Source organism: Cohnella ginsengisoli (assembly GCF_029525555.1).
Lineage (GTDB): Bacteria > Bacillota > Bacilli > Paenibacillales > Paenibacillaceae > Cohnella > Cohnella ginsengisoli.
This window is the reverse complement of record NZ_JAPDHZ010000004.1, coordinates 774,909-792,927: the sequence shown is the minus strand read 5'-3', so window position 1 is coordinate 792,927 and position 18,019 is coordinate 774,909. Positions and strand designations below refer to the sequence as shown.

Below are 18,019 nucleotides of genomic sequence, written 5' to 3'. Positions count from 1 at the left end.
GAAGGGGACGCCGGCTTGGCATGCCGTCGAATCAATCGAGCCCGTGCTCTTCGCGGATGCGGTACAAACCTTGAATCAACAAATCGGCCGGGTCGCGGTTAAGCAAATAATGCGCCATCAAAAAATGCAGCGGCATCGCGCAAACGTTGTTCCCTTCCGTGATCGAGGGGAAGCCCGCCTCGACGACCGGACCGTGCTCCTCGTGAAGCTCGAGATCCGCATGCACCGGCTCCGGCGCGAACTCCTCGCGCACCGACTTGACGCAGTGCGGGACGATGATCTTGTCGATCAGCGCCTTCGCCTCGTCCTCCGACTGCGGTGGCATCGGCAGCAGCCTGCCCTCCGGCGACTTCATCAAATCGACGAAAAAGGATGACAGCCATTGCGAAGGATCCTGCTTCGTCTGGAAGCCCGCGATCATCTCGCGCAGGAAAAATCCGCTGACGTAAGGCTTGCCCTCGGGCGACTTCACCATATAAGTAAAAATCGGACCGTAAGCCTCGTGGTTCATCACCTGGCCTTCGACCTGCTGATCGCCGAATTCCATCTTCAAGGCCGTCATGCCGTTATAATGGACAGCCGCGATGAGCTCCTGCGCCTTATCGGCTTCGGTCTTGTCCGATCCGGCCGCCTGCGCGTCCGGGTTCTGTTGCTCTTCTTTAAGATCGTTGTCGGTTGTCATCTTCTTCATCTCCTTGCCTTGCTACCATGATAGCATCCCGCGCCGAGAAGTGAAAGCGCTCTTCGTCAGAAATTCCGATAGACGTACGGATCGTCGGGCTTGTCGATCGGCTCCCATTCGTTGACCTTGAGCACCGGAATCATCTGCTTGAACGGCTGGTAGTACTCGCGCGTCAGCTTGCCGGTAACGCGGACCCAATCGTCGTCCGACAGCTTCGTGCCGGCCGGCATCTGGACGAGCATGCCGAACACGCCGGAATCGGCGACGCAGTGAATGAAGCCGAAGCGGAAAACGAAGTAGGACGTAGCCCCGACCTCTTCTCCTTTGTAGGCGAAGCCGTCGAACGTTATCTTTTTTGTCCGCGAATTCGTCCGCGTAATTGTACAGGACCTCCATGCCCTTCAAATAGTTATGATCGTTCAATTCGACGTTAGGCTGGTCCGCAAAGTCGGCCATGTCCTTCCGTTTGACCTTGTCGTAATTTTCGGCGCTGTAAAACACGCTTGTATCCGGACGCAAAAACTGGTGATAGCCGGCATCCTTGCGGCGCTGATCGAGCTCGGGAAAGGAGAATCCCTTCGCCTTGACGAAGCTGGAATCCAGCGTCGCGACGGGTAGAAAAATGCCGGTAAAGATCGGCACTGCGAGCACGAGATAGGTAAAGCCGCGCCGCCATTTGGTGCGTCCGATATGCGAGTGGCCCGCATGCGCATTAAGATCGTGGCCGTGATCGTGCCCATGATCGTGCCCATGATCGTGCCCATGATCGTGCCCATGATCGTGGACGTGGTCGAGACTGTGTCGATCAAGATGGCGATGGGGATGGTCTTGACGATCTTGGACCGCATGCTTATGTTCGTTCGCGAGAACGCCCTCCGATTCCGCTATCGCCGCTTGCGCCGCTGCTTCCTCGGATCTTCTTTCCGCACGGTATACTTTGACGAATTGATACAAGCTGAGCAGCGCCAGCAGCACGATCGCGCTGACCGACAGGTAGGCGTATCTCATGTTAATGTACTTGTCCAGATCGCCGGTCCGGTGCAGCAGCAGAAACATGAACGCCAGGCCGAACAGAATCGCGAATCGGATCATCCGAACAACCTCCCTACGATCAAAGAGCCGGCAATCGTAAACGCCGCCACGAGCGCGATCAGCGATACGACGAACCGCGTGCGGAAGGCGCTGAGCAGCATGAGCGTGTTTTTAATGTCGATCATCGGACCGAACACCATGAAGGCGGACAGCGATCCGACCGTAAAGCTGCTGCGGAACGACGACGCGATAAACGCATCCGCCTCCGAGCAGACCGACATGACGAAAGCGAGCACGATCATGACGAGCGACGCCTTCAGCGGATCGCTGCCCAGCTCAAGCAGGTACGAAGTCGGAATGTACGTCTGCATCGCCGCGGCCAGAAAAGCGCCGATGACCAGGTACTTGCCGACATCGAAAAATTCGTCGATGCCGTGGGATACGACCGAGGACAGCCTGGCGCCGACCGTCGGCTTGGCGGCCGCCGCGATCGACGGCTCGAGCGCGGCCGCGACCGGCGCGGCGAATGCGTCTGCGGTCGCCGTCGCCTGGCGCAGCTGCGGGCCGCGGAAGATCAGCGCGACGGAGAGCGATACGCAGAAGGCGACCGCGATCGCCAGTCCCGCGCGAATGCCGACCATCCGCCAGTCGTTGCCGAAGGCGATAAACGTCGCGAACAGGACGATCGGATTGACGATCGGCCCCGAGAGCATGAAGGCAACGCCGGCGTTCAGCGGCATGCCCTTCATGACGAGCCTGCGGGTGATCGGGACGATCCCGCATTCGCAGGAAGGGAACAACAGGCCGATGCCGCAGCCGAAGCAGGTCCGCAGCAGGACGTTGCGCGGCATGATTCTGGCGATCCAAGCTTCCGTCACGAACGTCTGGATGACGCCGGACACCAGCACGCCGATCAGCACGAACGGAATGGCCTCCATGATCATGCTGATAAAAATCGTATTCAGCTGCAAAAACGAAGTCACGTATGGATCACTTCCGTTAAAAAATGTGTATGAAGCCGATCCTTTTATTATGGATAATCTGCGCAAAATAGCAAACGGCTCGGCCCCCCCCGGCGGCAGCGCGGCGCAGCCGGCGCGCTGGCTTCAGCTTCCAGTTGCGGACGGCCCTTTTCGCATTTAAAATAATTAATTTATGCTTGCCTGCCGAAAGGAACGTGCCTTCTTTGAACCCGATCTCTCCAAAGCCTCCCGTCGCCCCCGCCATCCCGCTGCTCGTCGGCATGATCGCCATCTCGTTCGCGCCGATCCTCGTCCGCTATTCGGACGCCCCCGTATCCGTGCAGGGCATGTGGCGCATGTTGTTCACGCTTGTCCTCATGCTGCCGTTTACGGGCGGCAAGCAGCTTCGCGCGCTTCGGGCGATCAAGCTTGCCGACTGGTGGCTGCTGCTCGCGGCCGGCTTCTTTCTTGCCCTGCACTTTTTGCTTTGGATGGCTTCCCTCGGCTACACGTCGATCGCCAGCTCGACGCTGATCCTGTCGCTCGAGCCCGTATTCGTCATGATCGGCGCCTACTTCCTGTTCAGGGACCGCCTCTCGCGCAAGGCGCTCGCAGGGCTTGCCGCCGCGCTCATCGGCATCGCGATCGTCGGAGCCGGCGATTCGGGCCTGTCCAAAGACGCGCTTACGGGAGACCTGCTGTCCTTGCTCGGCACGGTCGCCGTCGCGGTCAACATGCTGCTCGCCAAACGAATTTTGGAGCGCGTGCCTTCCTTCTTATACAGCCTGGTCGTATTCGCCGTTACGGCCCTCTGCTTTTATTTGTATAACGTCGGGACAGGCGAGGACATGACCGGGTATCCCCCGCGCGAATGGCTGAGTTTTCGCGGGACTCGCGATCGTCCCTACCGTATTCGGCCATTTGATCTTCAACTGGCTCCTTCGCTACGTCAAGCCGGCGACGATCTCCATGAGCGTGCTGGCGGAGCCGGTCGGCGCGAGCATATTGGGCTTGTTCCTGTTCGGCGAAGCGCTCGGCGTCTGGCAGCTGACCGGCGGCGCGTTCGTCATCGCGGGCCTGACGCTTTATATGCGCTCCGAGTCGGAGGCATACGATCGCCCGGCAGCGCATGTCGCCTAAGCGGACGTAAAAAAAGGGCCACCTGCAAGGCGGCCCGCGTTTATTTTGAAAATCGTTCGCGCACGCAATCGGTCATCCACTGGTTGACTTCCCAAAGATCGGCGACCGGCGCGTTCGTAAACGGCAGCGTGTGCATGTAGCCCGGGGGTCCGAATTCTGCCGTAAACGTAGCTTGCGCCGCGCCGCTTTTACGCCTCGCGTTCAGTATCCGTTCCCACCATCCGAGATAGATCGCCAGCTCCGTTCGATACTCCGGAGCCGCCGGATGAGGCACCTGCGGCCCTTCGGGATAGCCGATCCGCCCGTGAATATGGACGGCGCGTTCGATCGCCAGCGCCAGATGCTCTTCTTGATCTCCGAGATGCGAGTCGCACACGTTCATCCAATGGCTGAAATCGGCCGTAATGCGCAGCTCCGGAAACTTGCGCAGCAGCCTGGACGTCGTCCATGGCGTGAACATCGCTCTCTGCCGATGGGTCTCGTGCCCGATCGGAACGCCAATACGCGACTCCGTCTCCAGCGCGGCCCCGAAGAAGCGGTCCTGCTCCGCTTCGGTCATGCTGTCGCGCGCGCTGTGCGAGACGATCAGCGCGGGCTTGAAGCCGGCGGCGTAGGCCGCTTGCTCCGCGAAGCTCGCCGCGTGATCCCCGCTCGTAAAGATTTGCGCAATGTATCCGAGCCCGCGCTCCTCGAGCAAGCCGCCGAACGCCTCTGCCTGCCCCGGTTCGGGCGCCGGCGCCTCGATGCCGTCATATCCCGCTTCGGCCGCGCGATTCACCTGTTCGGCCAAATCGCCTTCCATTCCCCACAGCGTTTTGAAAAATCGAAGCCGCATCCCGATTCATCCTCTCTTGTTGGATCGCTATTCATCCTTGCTTTCCGCGACCGGCATCATCATCCCGTTAGGCATCCCCATCATGCGCACGCCGCCGCTTTCCTCTCCCTTTTCCGCCAAATAAACCTCCGTCCCGAACGACGGCGAGGCATACGGCAGATGCGTGGCGCCGCGTGCGAGTATCTGCTTGGCATTGCCCGAGTCTCCTTCAAACCCGTCATGATCCCAAGGCACCCACGATCTTGCGTTGCAGTAATGGCACACGTAGGATCGGCGGAACCGGTCAGCCGTCTTGTTCGGATACGAGCGATGGAACAGATGGGAATCGAAAAACAGCACGTCTCCCGGCTCAAGCACGACCGGTATCGGCGAAGGATACCGGGCAACGACGCGGGATAAAGTGTTCACTTCGTCGTCCAGATGGCTGACGTTGCGCACCGCGTGCAAATCCTGAAAGGCATCGACCGCGTGCACGTTTCCGCCGCCAATCTCCTCCGGCGGATAAACGGGCTCATGATTCGAACCCGGAACGACCCACAGACAGCCGTTTTCCTCGTCCGCCCGCTCGAGCGCGATCCACGCGCCGATCAGCGTGTCCGGATGGGTCTTGATGTAGCAAGCATCCTGGTGCCAGCCTTGTCCGCCTTTGCCGGGCGGATTCAGGAACATCATCGATTGCAGCGCGTAAACGTCGGGGCCGACCAGCGCTTCGACGACGTCCAGCAAGCGCGCGTTCAGCATGCCCTGCTCGGCGGCGGCATCGATCCGGGAGAGCATATGCACGCGCGTCGCTTGCGCAAACGCTTCTTTCAACGGATCCCGGCTGTTTTCCTGCACGGCAGCCTGTTGTTTTTTCTGCATCCGCGTCCGTTCGGCTAAAGCGTACAACTCCCCCGATGACTTCATTGGAGAGCAACCCCCCGGACGATGAGAAAGCCTTCGCGATGATAATGCTTGTATTCCTCGACGGTTACGAGATGACGATCGTGGGCTCTCGATTTTGGCGTATAGAAGACAGGCATGCCGGACACGCTCCCTTTACTGGTTGGAATAGTACCAATGTAAAGGTTCTCCGCGAAGATCTCCATGCATCGGATTAGCATTTTTGTATCTGTCCTTGACAATGTTCTGAAGAAAACCTCAATTATTTGTATCTCTCGTTGATTCACAGCGCCAACCTCATTAAGATAGGCGTAGAGGTGATTAGTCATGACGTCCGGAATGCCCGATTTTTCGTTCGACCGGTTGACCCATGCCGTAGCCGGTTCGATCGTTTACCCGCCCGGCAGCCGGTTCGGACCGCGCATTCAGCAGGACATCCAGCTCGTCATGCTGTATGCCGGAGAGATGACCGTGACCTTGCCCGGCCGCCAGCTGCGGGTAACGCCCGGGCACGTCATCTTGCTGAAGCCTGGCTTGGAGGAGACGTTCGTCTTTTCGAAAAGCGAAGACACCTGGCATCGCTGGATCGCCGTTCATTTCGAGGACTTGCCGGCAGCGTCCGTCGAAGCGCTGGACGGCCTGCCCGAATGCTTGCCGCTATCGGAAGAGATGAACCTCCTTACCGATCTCATGATCCGCTTGAATCGTCAAGGCGCCCAGACGGATGCGGACGTGCGGAGCCTCGGCCTCGCCGCCATGCATCTTTATCCGCGCGAATCCGCGAAGGCGATGCTGATGCGCGAGAAGCACCCTGCCGTATACGCGGCGCTCGCCATGATCCACGATAACTACGCCGAGGAAATGTCTTTATCGCAGCTCGCGAGCGCCGCCGGATCGTCGCCCGAGCATCTCGTCCGCTTGTTCAAGAAGCATGAGCGAACGTCCCCGATTCACTATTTATGGCAATATCGCGTGAACCGTGCCGTCGAATTGATGACTTATACGGGCCTGACCGTATCGGAGATCTCGCTGAGATGCGGCTTTAAAACCTCGCATCATCTGGCCCGCCTGGTCAAGGAGACGACGGGACGCACCGCTACCGAGATCCGCCGAACGTCCTGGAGCGGATCTCGCGGCGCTACGCAATCTTAATGTCCCGCCATCATGGCGGGATCCGGTTTGTCCCCGCCAGCCGCCCCTTCATCCTGCTGCTTCGGCTTGCGGAGCAGCAGCGTGAGCGCGACGCCCGCGGTCACGATGCACGCGGACAAGAAGAACGTATCGCCGTAACCCGCGACGACGGCGCCGAGAGGATTAGCGTCCGCTCGCGCGCTGGCGGCATGCGATGCGATCTGCGACGTCAAATAGCCGGTCAATCCCGCGACCGCGAACGAGACGACGACTTGCTGGGCGGCCGTCGTCAGCGGCGTGACGCGGCTCACGAGGCGCCGAGGCGCAGCATTCAACACATGCGTATTGAGCGGCATCATGGAGAAGCCCATGCCGAGACCGATGAAGCAGATGCACAGGATGATCTTCCACAGCGGGGTGCCCACCGTGATGCCGGACAATACGAACAGCGACACGGATATGACGGTCAATCCGGCAAAAGCGAGCGGTCGCGCGCCGATCTTGTCGAACAGCCGCCCGCTGATCGGCATGCCGAGACCCGCGCACAGCGCCTGCGGCATCAGGATCCAGCCCGTCTCAAGCGCGGAATAGTGCATGACGAGTTGCAGATACAACGGCACGATGAGCATCGCGCCGAACAGCGCGAGCTGAACGATCCACGTCAAGACGATGCTGCGCGTAAAGTCTGACGATTTGAACACTTTCAGCTCCAACAGCGGCTGCTTCTGCCTCAGCTCCACGAAAATAAAAGCGATGAGCGCGATGCCGCCGACCGTCAGGCCCGTAATCGTAGAAGTCTGCGACCAGCTGGTCCCGCCTTCACTGACGCCGTATGCCAGCATGGAAAAGGCGATCGGGGCGAGGCACATGCCGACGACGTCCAGATGCGGCGCCGCATGGCGATCGGACCGCGGCAAATATTTAGATGCGAGCACCAAGGCGAGAATGCCGATCGGCAGGTTGATGATAAAAATCCAGTGCCAGCTGACCGAATCGACCAGCCATCCGGACAGCACCGGACCGAACGCCGGCGCCATCAGCATCGGAATGCCGAGGACGCCCATGATGGAACCGCGGCGCTCCGGCGGCGCGATCTTGAACACCATGGCCATCCCGATCGGAGCGACCATGCCGCCGCCCAAGCCCTGAACGACGCGGAAAACGATGAGCTGCTCCGGCGTTTGCGCGATGCCGCAAAGCAGCGAGCCGACGGTAAAGAGGGCTATCGTAATCATGAAAATCTGCTTGGAGCCGAATTTATCGGTCATCCAGCCCGCCAGCGGGATAACGGCGGACAAGGCAAGCGTATAACCGGTAACGGTCCATTGAATGGTCTTCAAGTCTGTATGAAAATAGTCGACGAGCTTCGGTATCGCATTGTTTACGACGGTACTGTCCAGAATAACCATGATCATGCCGACGATAATCGCCATTAGCGGCGGCAGAATGGCTTTTAGCGAAAATGGTTTCTCTACGGATGCGACCGGTTTAGAAGACGTTGAAGCTGACATAGATCCCTGCTTTCTGCTCAATGAGCGAGAGATGGTGAAAATAAGAGGCCAAAATCGCTACTTGACAAATCAAAGCTCCAATTATACAATTAAAGTGGAAGTATAATTGGATCGATCATATTTTGTTTTTCCCGGTAGCGCTCATGATTGTATCATGGCGTTATTTTTCGTTCAATGGATTTTTAAACTTTGTTGATTAAAGGATGCATGAAGGTGGCCCTCGTATCATTCAGGGTCATCTTTTTTTTATGTCTATCCGTTTTCTTTGCCAAAAAAGGACTATCGATTTCCCCAACACGGGCTTCCCCTCTCCGATCTCTCTTGATAAGATGATGTTAATAATGAGTAAATACTCACTCACATGGAGATGATGAGATGGCAGCCCGGCCCAAGGAAGCACGCCACGACGGTACGTCTACCCAACTCGATCTGCAGGACGCGATCATGCTCGAAGGCGTATCCCGCAGCTTCGGCAACCGACCGATATTAAAAGAGATCTCGCTGCGAATCCGCCGCGGAGAGCTGTTCGGCCTGCTCGGTCCCTCGGGCTCCGGCAAGACGACGCTGATCAAGCTCATAACCGGCATCGACGCCGCGGACGGCGGACGGATCACGGTGCTTGGCAACCTTGTGCCCTCGCTGCCGCTGCTTGGCAAGATCGGTTATATGGCGCAGTCCGACGCCTTGTACGGCGAGCTCACCGCGAAGGAAAACCTGATGTTTTTCGGCGCGATGTTCGAGCTGCGCGGCGCCCGCCTCGCCGAACGAATCGGCGACGCGCTCGCGACCGTCGGCTTGACGCAGGACGCAGGCAAGCTCGTCTCGCGGTTCTCCGGCGGCATGAAGCGCCGCCTGTCGCTCGCCGTCGCGCTGCTCCACGAGCCCGAGCTGCTCATTCTCGACGAGCCGACCGTGGGCATCGATCCGGCGCTGCGCGTGTCCATATGGGCTTCTCTGCTCGCGCTGCGCGAGCGCGGCACGACGATCCTGCTGACGACGCACGTCATGGACGAAGCCGAGCGCTGCGACCGGATCGGCCTGATCCGGGACGGCTCGCTGACCGCCGTCGGCAGTCCGGCCGCCCTCAAGGCGAACACCGGGGCGGCGACGATCGAAGAAGCCTTTATCCGCCTGGGAGGTGACCGCTCATGAGGGCACGCGCTTTGTCCGTACGCATTTTCAGGCAGTTCATGCGCGATAAACGTACGCTGGCGCTGCTGTTCGTCGCGCCGCTCTTCATCCTCACGCTGGTCTATTGCATCTTCGGCGGCACCGGCAGCGTGCCCAAGATCGGAACGGCCGGCTTGCCCGACGCGATGTCCGCTGCCTTAAAAGCATCGACCGTCGACATCGTCTCCTACCGTTCAGAAGCCGACGCGCGATCCGACCTGGACGGCCGCAAGCTTGACGCCGTCTTGACGGTATCGGACGGCAAGCCGACCCTGCTGCTCGAGGGCAGCGATCCGTCGCGCAGCCGCGCCGTGCTGCTTGCCGTATCCGCCATGCAGCGTACGGCCGCCGCAGCCGCTTTTCAGCCCGAGATCGCTTATCTCCACGGCAAGCCGGGGATGTCCTCCTTCGACGCCTTCGGGCCGGTCATGATCGGCTTTTTCTCCTTCTTCTTCGTCTTTTTGCTCGCGGGCGTCGCTTTTCTGCGAGAGCGCACGACGGGCACGATGGAACGGCTCATGGCGACGCCGATCCGCCGGCACGAGGTCGTGCTCGGATACTTGGGCGGCTTCAGCTTGTTCGCGATCTTGCAGTCGGCGCTCGTCGCTTGCTTCGCGATCTATGCGCTCGGCATGTTCATGACCGGCTCCATCTGGTTCATCCTGCTCGTCAACCTGCTGCTGACGCTCGCGGCGCTCACGCTGGGCACGCTGCTCTCCGCGTACGCGGGCTCCGAATTTCAGATCATCCAGTTCGTGCCGATCGTCATCGTGCCGCAGGCTTTCTTTTCCGGACTGTTCCCGCTCGACGGCATGTCGCCCTGGCTGCACAAGCTGACGTATTTGATGCCGCTCTATTACGGCGGGGAAGCGCTTAGAGGCATTATGATCAGAGGCGAAGGCTTCCGCGGCATCGCGGTCGACGTCGCCGTTCTTCTCGGCTTCTCCCTGCTGTTCGCGGCGCTGAACGTCGTCGCGCTCAAGAAGCAGCGGGCCGTTTAGCGCATCGGCTGGCCGTATGGTACGATATGGGGACTAGGCGTTGCCTGGCGCAGCGCGCCACGGCTTCAAGGCGAATGAAGGAGAGACAGCTTGATGGACGCGAACGACGGCCAGACAGAGCCATGGATGGAAGAGCTGCTGCGCGAGGGATCGCTCGGCGATGGCCAGCCGGTGAAGACGGAGAAGCAGGCGCGCATCTTGGCAGCCGCGATCGAGGTGTTCGCCGAGAAGGGGTACGCCGGGTCCTCCACAAGCGAGATCGCGCAGCTTGCAGGTGTCGCGGAAGGGACGATTTTCAGGCATTACCGGACCAAAAAAGACTTGCTCGTGTCCATCGTCACCCCGGCCATGATGCGGATGATCGCCCCGTTCGTCATCCGCGGATTCGGCGACGTGCTGGATGCCGAGCACGACAGCTTCGAGCAGTTCGTCCGCCGCATGATCGACAATCGCCTCGCGTTCGTGAACCGCAACAAGCGTCTGTTCCGCATAGTCGCACAAGAGCTTCCCTTCCACCCCGAGATGCGCGAACGGTTCAAATCGATCATCCTGACGCAGGTGCTCGAACGCGTGACGGCCGCGATCGAGAAGTTCCAGCAGGCGGGCAAGATCGCCCCCTTGCCCCCGCATACGGTCGCGCGTCTGACGGCATCGACGCTGATCGGCTACGTGCTGTCGAGGATGCTCATGTCCGGCGAGCCCGGATGGGACGACGAGGCGGAGCGCGAAGCGACCGTTTCCTTTTTGGTCAAGGGCCTGTCTCCGTAGTTTAGGCTACGGCAGGCCCGGGTATATTTAAAGATTGCGGACCTATCCTACTTTGACGGAAAGAAGGGAATCAGCTTGATCGTCACTTTTCTCGGACATGCATGCGTAAAGCTCGAACAAGGCGGCCGCTCGCTTATCATCGATCCTTACCTCACCGGCAACCCGCTTGCGGCCGCATCGGCGGACGATATTCAGGCGGACCACATCCTGCTCACCCACGGCCACGGCGACCACGTCGGCGACACGGTCGCGATCGCGAAGCGAACGGGCGCCCAGGTCGTCGGCACGCCGGAGCTGGCGACCTTTCTGGGCTGGCAGGGCGTCGCCGACGCGGTCGGCATGAACATCGGCGGTACCTACGATCTCGGATACGCGAAGGTTAAAATGGTTCAGGCGTTCCATAGCTCCGGATATACGCTGACGGACGAGCGGCGCATCGTCTACCTGGGGATGCCGACTGGACTGATCGTCACGTGGGGCGAGCTGACGATATTGCATGCGGGCGATACGGGTCTGTTCGGCGATATGAAAATGATCGGCGAGCGCCACGAGATCGATCTGGCGTTCATCCCGATCGGCGATCACTTCACGATGGGTCCGGAGGACGCGCTGACGGCGGCCGAATGGCTGAAGCCCAAGCAGGTCGTCCCCGTTCACTACGACACCTTCCCGCCGCTTCGGCAGGACGCGGCCGCCTATGCGCGCGCGCTTGAACAAAAAAGGCATTAAAGGTACCGTGCTCAAGCCGGGAGACCGTATGGAGCTGTAAACGCCGCCGCTCATACGAAAAGAGACCCGTCCGCCTGGCGCATCGCGCCGGGGGGACGGGCTCTTTCTTTGTTTGCGGGCAAACGATCAGGCATAGAACAAATAGTAGACGGCAACGCCGATGCCGATGCCCCAGATCGCGCCGGCGAACACCTCGATCGGCCGGTGGCCGAGCAGCTCCTTCAGCTCCTTGACCGGATGCAGCTCGCCGTGCAAATCGGGCATTTTGCGCAGAAACCGGTTCAGCACGGACGCTTGCAGTCCCGCATGCCGCCTGACGCCGGCCGCGTCGAACATAATGATCATGCCGACGACGGCCGCGACGGCGAACGCCGGCGAATCGAGCCCGTCCTCGATGCCGAGCGCGGTCGCGAGGCCTGCCATGGCCGCGGAATGCGAGCTTGGCATGCCGCCGGTGCTGAAAGCCATGCCGCCCTGCCACGAGCGCCTGCCGACGAATTGGATCGGCACCTTGACGGCCTGCGCGGACAGAATGGAGACGATCGCGGCGATGAGCGGAAAATTGGCGAGTATGGACATAACGGCGGTCTCCCTTCTCTCGAGTGAGCGCTACCCGATCCTGCGGAGGCAGCCAATAGAGCTATTATAGCTTATTACACCCGAGAGGGGTCATTCGATTCGCCGCCTGTCAGCGGGATTTCGACTTCACCTTTTTCACGAGCGCGGGCAAATGCTTCATCGTGCGAAGCATATCTCCCTTGCACATCGGGCACTTCTGTTCCTCGGTCGCGAATTCCTCGCGCACCCACGCTTTGCAGTCGGGACTTTTGCATTTCCAGATCTTCGTCAAAAACAGCTTGCCGCCTTCATCTTGCGATGTCAATCTCGGGTGCCTTCCTTTCAAAACCGGTTTAAAGTCAACTGACCTAATATAGGCCGTTATGCCGCTAGAGTCAAGTTTCCGACACCGACGCCTCGCCGGACAGTCCAGGGGCGGCGCCGGCGCCGAATTGGCTTTCGAACATGCGGTAATAGGCGCCGCGGCGCGCCAGCAGCTCCTCGTGCGTCCCGCGTTCGGCGATGCCGCCGTCCGCGACGACGAGGATCTGGTCGGCGCCCCGGATCGTATTGAGACGGTGGGCGATCACGAAGCTGGTACGTCCCTTCATAACCGTAAGCAGCGCCTCCTGGATCTGCAGTTCGGTCCGGGTGTCTACGCTGCTGGTCGCTTCATCCAGAATCAGGATCGACGGACGAGCCAGCATCACGCGGGCGATCGCGAGCAGCTGCTTCTGCCCTTGGCTCAAGCTGCCGCCGTTTTCGGCGAGCGGCGTGTCGTACCGCTTGGGCAGCCGCCTGACGAAGGCATCCGCGCCGACGAGCCGCGCCGCTTCGATCATCTCCTCGTCGCTCGCGCCGGGATTGCCGTATTTGACGTTGTCGCGGATCGTCCCGGAGAACAGGTACGTATCCTGCAGCACGACGCCGAAGGCGCTGCGCAGGCTGCTCCGCGTATAGTCGCGAATATCCCGTCCGCCGATGGTAATCCGGCCTCCGGTGACGTCGTAAAATCGGTTCAGCAGCTGAACGATCGTCGTCTTGCCGGCACCTGTCGGGCCGACGAGCGCGATGCATTTGCCCGCCTCCGCCTCGAAGCTCACGCCGCTTAGAATCGGACGCGCCGGATCGTACCCGAACGATACGTTGTCGAAGACGACGTTCAGCGCCCCGGGCCTGAGCACCGTCGCGCCGGGACGGTCATGGGTCTCTTCCGCCTCGTCGAGCACTTCGAATACGCGTTCCGCGCCGGCTACGCCGGATTGAAGCACGTTGTACACGTTCGCGATATCGTTCAGGGGCCTTGCAAACTGCCGCGAATAGCTTAAAAAAGCTGGCGATGACGCCGACCGAAATGTGGCCTTTGACGGCCAGCACGCTCCCGACGACGGCCACCATCGCGAAGCCGATGTTGTTGATCACGCTGAGCAGCGGCATGAGCAGCCCCGACCAAATCTGCGCCCGGATGCCGATCTCGCTCAAGCTGCGGTTGACCTCGTCGAACTCGGCCACCGAACGGCGCTCCCTGCCGAACGCTTTGACGAGAGAAAGGCCGGTGACGCTCTCCTCGATCTGCCCGTTAAGCCTTCCGAGGTAGGCCTGCTGCTCTTTGAAAAGTTTGCCCGTCCTGCGCGTAACGATGCGCGCCAGCAGGTAGACGAGCGGCACGGTCACGAGCCCGGCCAGCGTGAGCAGCGGGCTGAGGACAAGCATCATGACCAGCGAGCCGACGATCGCGACGACGCCCGACATCAGCTGCACGACCGTCTGCGAAAGGCTCGTGCTCACGTTGTCGATGTCGTTGGACAGCCGGCTCATGATCTCTCCGTGCCTGCGCGCGTCGAAGTAAGACAGCGGCAGTCCGTGCAGCTTGGCGAACAGGCCGCTCCGCAGCTTGCTCACGGCACGTTGGGAGACGCCGGCCATGAGCCAGCTTTGAACGAACGTGAAGGAAGCGTCCATCGCGTAAGCGGCGGCCATTAACGCGATCAGCGCATGAAGCGCGCCGAAATCGACGCTGCCCTGTCCGTGCATCGCGTCGATGGCGCGGCCGATCAAGTACGGGCCGAGGAGAGCGGCCCCTGCGCTCGCGAGCGTGAAGAGGAAGACGATCGCGAGCAGCCTTCGCTCCGTCCTAAGATAGGACAACAGGCGGCGGACGGTCGCGCGGAACGCCTTCGGCTTCTGCACGGGCCCTCTCCCGCGCGGCCCGGCACCCGAACCGCCCGGGCTTCCAGGTCCGCCGGGTCCGCGCATCGGTACGGTTGGCGCCGAAGGCCGTTCTTTGGATCCATTAGATGCCTGAGGCATGCGGAATCGCCTCCTCTCCGAATTGGGAGCGGCAAATATCCCGATACACGGCGCATCCTCGCAGCAGCTCTTCATGCGTGCCGAGTCCGACCAGCTCGCCGTCGTCGAGCACGGCGATCCGGTCGGCGTCGATGACGGAAGAAATACGCTGCGCGATCAGCAGGCAGGTCGGCTTCGACCCGTCCGCTTTGAGCGCCGCTTTGACTTTGCTCTCCGTGACGGCGTCGAGCGCGCTCGTGCAGTCGTCGAGGATCAGAATCCGCGGGCGCCGGATCAAGGCGCGCGCGATGGACAGCCGCTGCTTCTGGCCGCCTGATAAATTAACGCCGCCCTGGCCAAGCATCGCATCGTAGCCTTCAGGAAGCGCCATGATGAAGTCGTGCGCGCTGGCGGACTTGGCTGCCGCCTCCAGATCCGACTGCGTAGCCGACTCGTCTCCCCAGCGCAAATTGTCTGCGATCGTTCCCGTGAACAACACGGTTCGCTGCGGGACGATGGCCACCATGTCGCGGAGATCCGATACGTCCAGCTGCCGGTGATCGATGCCGCCGATGCGCACGATGCCTTCCGTCTGATCGTACAGGCGCGACACCAGATTCACCAGCGTGGTCTTGCCGGCGCCGGTCGAACCGACGATGGCGAGCGTCTCTCCGGGATTGCAGTCGAGCGTCACGCCGCGAAGCGCGCGCTCCCCGCCCGCGCCCTCGTACGAGAATCCGACGTCCTCGAAAGAGACGCTTGCCGCAGCAGCGGAAGCTTCGGATGCAAAGGGCATTCGAGTTCCGGCTACCGAAGCGCCGACAGTCGTTCCGGCTTCCGGATCGTCGCGCTTGGAAGCGGATTCCCCTTCCGGAAACGCCAGTACCTCCGAGATTCGTCCCGACGAAGCCCGCGCGCGGATGAACATGTTGAACACCCAAGAGATCGTCATCAGCGAGAATAAAATCTGCGTCATATAGTTGACGAAGGCGATGATGTTGCCGACCTGCATGCCGCCTGCGTCCACCCGGATGCCGCCGAGCCAGACGATGGCGACGACGCCCAGGTTGACGACGAGCGCGATCGCCGGCCCGAAGCCGGACATGGCGCGGAGCGTCGTCGTCGAACGCGCCTGGTATTCGCCGTTAATCGCCTCGAATTTGTCCGCTTCGTAGCCGAAGCGGTTGAACGCCTTGACCGAACGCACGCCCGACAAATATTCGCGCATCGCGCCGTTCAGCCGGTCGAGCGCCGCTTGGACCTTGAGAAACAGCGGGAATCCGACGCGCATGTTCAAAACGATCAGCAAAACGACGATCGGCACGACGACGACGAGCACGAGCGACAGCCGCGGATTAAGCCGAACGGCCATGAAAAGTCCCCCCGATGCAAAGAAGCGGCGCTTTGGCGAATATCCGCATCATGCCGTTGGCGAAGTTTTGCACCTGGGTGACGTCGTTCGTCAGCCGGGTCACGAGCGACGCCCGGTCGAAGCGGTCCGCGTCGCGGAGGGACAAATATTGGACGCGTCGGAACAGTTCGCCGCGCAGATCCGCCCCGAAGCGCTGGGACACCCGGCTCGAGACGACGTTGCGGCCGAGCGCGGAGAGCGCGCCGGCGGCGGTGATCGCCAGCATCCAGATGCCGTAATGCGCCACAACGTTCAATTCTCCCGTCAGCACGCCCCGGTCGATCATATGAGACATCAAAGTCGGCAGCAGCAGGTCGCAGACGCCTTCAAGCGCGACAAGCGCGAGCGACAGCGTAAAAAGCAGGCCGTATTTCGACAGGTATTTGCGCAAATAGTGCAACTCGCTTGCCTCCCCGCCCGTCTACTTGCCCGCCGAGCGCCAAATCAAGAGCTTCGGCTCGGTGAGCGCCTCGATCGCATAGCGAACGCCTTCGCGCCCCAATCCGCTCTGCTTGACGCCGCCGTACGGCATATGGTCGAGACGGAAGGTCGGGATGTCGTTCACGAGCACCGTCCCGGCGACGAGGTCCTCCATCGCCTGCATCGCCGCATCGATCCGGTTCGTGTAGATGCCGACCTGCAGCCCGAAGTCCGAATCGTTGGCTCGGCTGACGGCCTCCGCGATCGAATGAACCTTGTTCACCAGCACGACGGGGGCGAACGCTTCGCGGCGCGACAGCACGGCATCGTCGGGTACGCCGGTCAGCACCGCGGGCGGCAGCATGCCGCCTTGCGGCGGGCCGCCGGCCAGCAGCATGGCGCCTCGGCTCACGGCGTCGTCGATCCAGTCCGCGGCGCGCTTCGCCTCCCGAGGCGAGATCATCGCCGATAAATCCGTCTTCGGATCAAGCGGATCGCCCCAGACGAGCTTCGAGGCCGCTTCCGCGATACGCGCGGCCAGCTCGTCGGCCACCGACGCCATCGCGTATATCCTTTGCAGGGAGATGCAAACCTGGCCTTGGTAGCCGAACGCGCCTTCCGCGCAGCGGCGAGCCACGGCATCGAGATCCGCGCCGTCGTCGACGATGACGGCGCTGTTCGAGCCGAGCTCCAGCGTCACCCGCTTCAGGCCGGCCCGGGCCCGTATGAATTCGCCTACGGCAGCGCTGCCCGTAAACGACACGGCGCCGACGCGCCGGTCCGCTACGATCTGCTCGCCGACGCGCTTGCCGTCGCCCGTCACGACGTTTAACGCCCCGCCCGGCAGTCCCGCTTCATGGAGCAGCCTGGCGACAAAAAAAGCCGACAGCGGCGTCTGCGGCGCGGGCTTCAGCACGACCGCATTGCCCGCGGCCAGCGCGGGTCCGACCTTGTGGGCGACCAGATTCATCGGGAAATTAAACGGCGTAATCGCGCCGACGACGCCGATCGGTTCGCGTCGCGTATATGCGATGCGACCTTCGCCTCCCGGCGCAGCGTCCATCGGGACGGTCTCGCCATGGAGCCGCTTGGCCTCCTCTGCCGCGAACTTGTAGGTCGCCGCCGTCCGGTCGATTTCCGCATAGGCGGCCTTGAGCGGCTTTGCCGCCTCGCGGGCGACGATGCGCGCGGCTTCGTCCCTGCGCTCGTTCAACAAGTCCGAGAGCCTCTCCAATATCGCCGAACGCCGGTGCGCCGGCATCGCCCGCATCGCCTTCGCGGCTTCTGCAGCGGACGCGATCGCGCGATCTACGTCTTCCGGAGCAGCCTCGGCGATCTCCGCCAGCTCTTCGCCATCGTAAGGAGCCGTTAATTTGACGTACGACTCCGTCTCGTGCTCGGCCCCGCCGATCCACAGGTGCTTGCGCACGCTCATCTTGCATCGCTCCTTCATAAAAAGCATGTTAAACAACCATACTTCCAAGAATAGCACTTGCCG

16 protein-coding genes and 2 pseudogenes are annotated in these 18,019 nt (G+C 61.2%); 7 read left to right on the top strand and 11 right to left on the bottom strand.

Going from position 1 to position 18,019, the window contains the following annotated elements; translation table 11 throughout:
• Nucleotides 1-31: 31 nt before the first annotated feature.
• Genes OMP38_RS24845 through OMP38_RS24835 form a run of 3 tightly spaced genes read right to left on the bottom strand, consistent with a single transcriptional unit; the run spans nucleotide 32 to nucleotide 2,658 of the window.
• Nucleotides 32-682, bottom strand: coding sequence for a hypothetical protein (locus tag OMP38_RS24845; RefSeq protein WP_277567434.1), 651 nt, complete (start codon nucleotides 680-682; stop codon nucleotides 32-34).
• 21 nt (nucleotides 683-703) lie between these two features.
• Nucleotides 704-1,774 (bottom strand): DUF1980 domain-containing protein, encoded by a 1,071-nt coding sequence (locus OMP38_RS24840; RefSeq protein WP_277567433.1) that lies wholly within the window; start codon nucleotides 1,772-1,774, stop codon nucleotides 704-706.
• Entirely contained in the window at nucleotides 1,771-2,658 is an 888-nt protein-coding gene (locus OMP38_RS24835; RefSeq protein WP_420869749.1) for a permease, read from the bottom strand. The genes OMP38_RS24840 and OMP38_RS24835 overlap by 4 nt, the downstream gene beginning before the upstream one ends.
• A 242-nt stretch (nucleotides 2,659-2,900) precedes the next feature.
• Here OMP38_RS24835 and OMP38_RS36675 point away from each other — a divergent pair, with 242 nt between their 5' ends.
• Nucleotides 2,901-3,956, top strand: a complete 1,056-nt coding sequence (locus OMP38_RS36675) for a DMT family transporter (RefSeq protein WP_477100083.1) — start codon at nucleotides 2,901-2,903, stop codon at nucleotides 3,954-3,956.
• Here the strand turns inward: OMP38_RS36675 and OMP38_RS24820 are convergent.
• Both OMP38_RS24820 and OMP38_RS24815 read right to left on the bottom strand, forming a co-directional pair.
• Nucleotides 3,857-4,651 carry a sugar phosphate isomerase/epimerase family protein gene (locus tag OMP38_RS24820; protein ID WP_277567431.1) on the bottom strand — a complete coding sequence of 265 codons (795 nt, stop codon included), beginning with the start codon at nucleotides 4,649-4,651 and terminating at the stop codon, nucleotides 3,857-3,859. The genes OMP38_RS36675 and OMP38_RS24820 overlap by 100 nt on opposite strands.
• 27 nt (nucleotides 4,652-4,678) lie before the next feature.
• The gene (locus OMP38_RS24815) at nucleotides 4,679-5,557 is read right to left on the bottom strand and encodes a phytanoyl-CoA dioxygenase family protein (RefSeq protein WP_277567430.1); all 879 of its coding nucleotides are present in this window, start codon (nucleotides 5,555-5,557) and stop codon (nucleotides 4,679-4,681) included.
• A 303-nt stretch (nucleotides 5,558-5,860) separates the two neighbouring features.
• Between OMP38_RS24815 and OMP38_RS24810 the strand changes: the two genes are divergently transcribed.
• A complete protein-coding gene (locus OMP38_RS24810) occupies nucleotides 5,861-6,685 on the top strand; it encodes a helix-turn-helix domain-containing protein (RefSeq protein ID WP_277567429.1) in 825 nt (274 codons plus the stop codon).
• On the opposite strand, the gene OMP38_RS24805 is transcribed toward OMP38_RS24810, so the two are convergent.
• Entirely contained in the window at nucleotides 6,682-8,175 is a 1,494-nt protein-coding gene (locus tag OMP38_RS24805) for a DHA2 family efflux MFS transporter permease subunit (RefSeq protein ID WP_277567428.1), read from the bottom strand. The two genes, OMP38_RS24810 and OMP38_RS24805, sit on opposite strands and share 4 nt — an antisense overlap.
• On the opposite strand from OMP38_RS24805, the gene OMP38_RS24800 reads away from it, so the two are divergent.
• The 5 genes from OMP38_RS24800 to OMP38_RS24780 all read left to right on the top strand — a co-directional run bounded on the left by OMP38_RS24800 (nucleotide 8,078) and on the right by OMP38_RS24780 (nucleotide 11,843).
• Nucleotides 8,078-8,281: a hypothetical protein gene (locus tag OMP38_RS24800; RefSeq protein ID WP_277567673.1), complete on the top strand. Its 204-nt coding sequence runs from the start codon at nucleotides 8,078-8,080 to the stop codon at nucleotides 8,279-8,281. The genes OMP38_RS24805 and OMP38_RS24800 overlap by 98 nt on opposite strands.
• Nucleotides 8,282-8,619: 338 nt before the next feature.
• The gene (locus OMP38_RS24795; protein ID WP_277567652.1) at nucleotides 8,620-9,327 is read left to right on the top strand and encodes an ABC transporter ATP-binding protein; all 708 of its coding nucleotides are present in this window, start codon (nucleotides 8,620-8,622) and stop codon (nucleotides 9,325-9,327) included.
• A complete protein-coding gene (locus OMP38_RS24790; protein WP_277567427.1) occupies nucleotides 9,324-10,346 on the top strand; it encodes an ABC transporter permease in 1,023 nt (340 codons plus the stop codon). Before OMP38_RS24795 ends, OMP38_RS24790 begins: the two co-directional genes overlap by 4 nt.
• Nucleotides 10,347-10,439: 93 nt before the next feature.
• Nucleotides 10,440-11,114, top strand: a complete 675-nt coding sequence (locus tag OMP38_RS24785; protein WP_277567426.1) for a TetR/AcrR family transcriptional regulator — start codon at nucleotides 10,440-10,442, stop codon at nucleotides 11,112-11,114.
• 75 nt (nucleotides 11,115-11,189) lie between these two features.
• Nucleotides 11,190-11,843, top strand: coding sequence for a metal-dependent hydrolase (locus OMP38_RS24780; protein WP_277567425.1), 654 nt, complete (start codon nucleotides 11,190-11,192; stop codon nucleotides 11,841-11,843).
• Between the two features lie 126 nt (nucleotides 11,844-11,969).
• Here the strand turns inward: OMP38_RS24780 and OMP38_RS24775 are convergent, their stop codons facing one another.
• From OMP38_RS24775 to OMP38_RS24755, 5 genes and pseudogenes are all read right to left on the bottom strand, one after another.
• Nucleotides 11,970-12,422: a divergent PAP2 family protein gene (locus OMP38_RS24775; protein WP_277567424.1), complete on the bottom strand. Its 453-nt coding sequence runs from the start codon at nucleotides 12,420-12,422 to the stop codon at nucleotides 11,970-11,972.
• A 109-nt stretch (nucleotides 12,423-12,531) separates the two neighbouring features.
• The gene (locus tag OMP38_RS24770; protein WP_090115851.1) at nucleotides 12,532-12,726 is read right to left on the bottom strand and encodes a cold-inducible protein YdjO-related protein; all 195 of its coding nucleotides are present in this window, start codon (nucleotides 12,724-12,726) and stop codon (nucleotides 12,532-12,534) included.
• A gap of 70 nt (nucleotides 12,727-12,796) precedes the next feature.
• Nucleotides 12,797-14,657 (bottom strand): annotated as a pseudogene (locus tag OMP38_RS24765) (ABC transporter ATP-binding protein).
• Between the two features lie 37 nt (nucleotides 14,658-14,694).
• Nucleotides 14,695-16,501, bottom strand: a pseudogene (locus OMP38_RS24760) (ABC transporter ATP-binding protein).
• Nucleotides 16,502-16,522: 21 nt separating this feature from the next.
• The gene (locus tag OMP38_RS24755; protein WP_277567651.1) at nucleotides 16,523-17,950 is read right to left on the bottom strand and encodes an aldehyde dehydrogenase family protein; all 1,428 of its coding nucleotides are present in this window, start codon (nucleotides 17,948-17,950) and stop codon (nucleotides 16,523-16,525) included.
• Between the last annotated feature and the right edge of the window lie 69 nt (nucleotides 17,951-18,019).

Excerpts from the sequence above, each read along its gene's own strand:
- OMP38_RS24800 (WP_277567673.1), top strand. The coding sequence starts at position 8,078 with ATGCCGACGATAATCGCCATTAGCGGCGGCAGAATGGCTTTTAGCGAA.
- OMP38_RS24805 (WP_277567428.1), bottom strand. The coding sequence starts at position 8,175 with ATGTCAGCTTCAACGTCTTCTAAACCGGTCGCATCCGTAGAGAAACCA.
- OMP38_RS24840 (WP_277567433.1), bottom strand. The coding sequence starts at position 1,774 with ATGATCCGATTCGCGATTCTGTTCGGCCTGGCGTTCATGTTTCTGCTG.
- OMP38_RS24810 (WP_277567429.1), top strand. The coding sequence starts at position 5,861 with ATGACGTCCGGAATGCCCGATTTTTCGTTCGACCGGTTGACCCATGCC.
- OMP38_RS24820 (WP_277567431.1), bottom strand. The coding sequence starts at position 4,651 with ATGCGGCTTCGATTTTTCAAAACGCTGTGGGGAATGGAAGGCGATTTG.
- OMP38_RS24845 (WP_277567434.1), bottom strand. The coding sequence starts at position 682 with ATGACAACCGACAACGATCTTAAAGAAGAGCAACAGAACCCGGACGCG.
- OMP38_RS24785 (WP_277567426.1), top strand. The coding sequence starts at position 10,440 with ATGGACGCGAACGACGGCCAGACAGAGCCATGGATGGAAGAGCTGCTG.
- OMP38_RS24795 (WP_277567652.1), top strand. The coding sequence starts at position 8,620 with ATGCTCGAAGGCGTATCCCGCAGCTTCGGCAACCGACCGATATTAAAA.
- OMP38_RS24790 (WP_277567427.1), top strand. The coding sequence starts at position 9,324 with ATGAGGGCACGCGCTTTGTCCGTACGCATTTTCAGGCAGTTCATGCGC.
- OMP38_RS24835 (WP_420869749.1), bottom strand. The coding sequence starts at position 2,658 with ATGATCATGGAGGCCATTCCGTTCGTGCTGATCGGCGTGCTGGTGTCC.
- OMP38_RS24815 (WP_277567430.1), bottom strand. The coding sequence starts at position 5,557 with ATGAAGTCATCGGGGGAGTTGTACGCTTTAGCCGAACGGACGCGGATG.
- OMP38_RS24775 (WP_277567424.1), bottom strand. The coding sequence starts at position 12,422 with ATGTCCATACTCGCCAATTTTCCGCTCATCGCCGCGATCGTCTCCATT.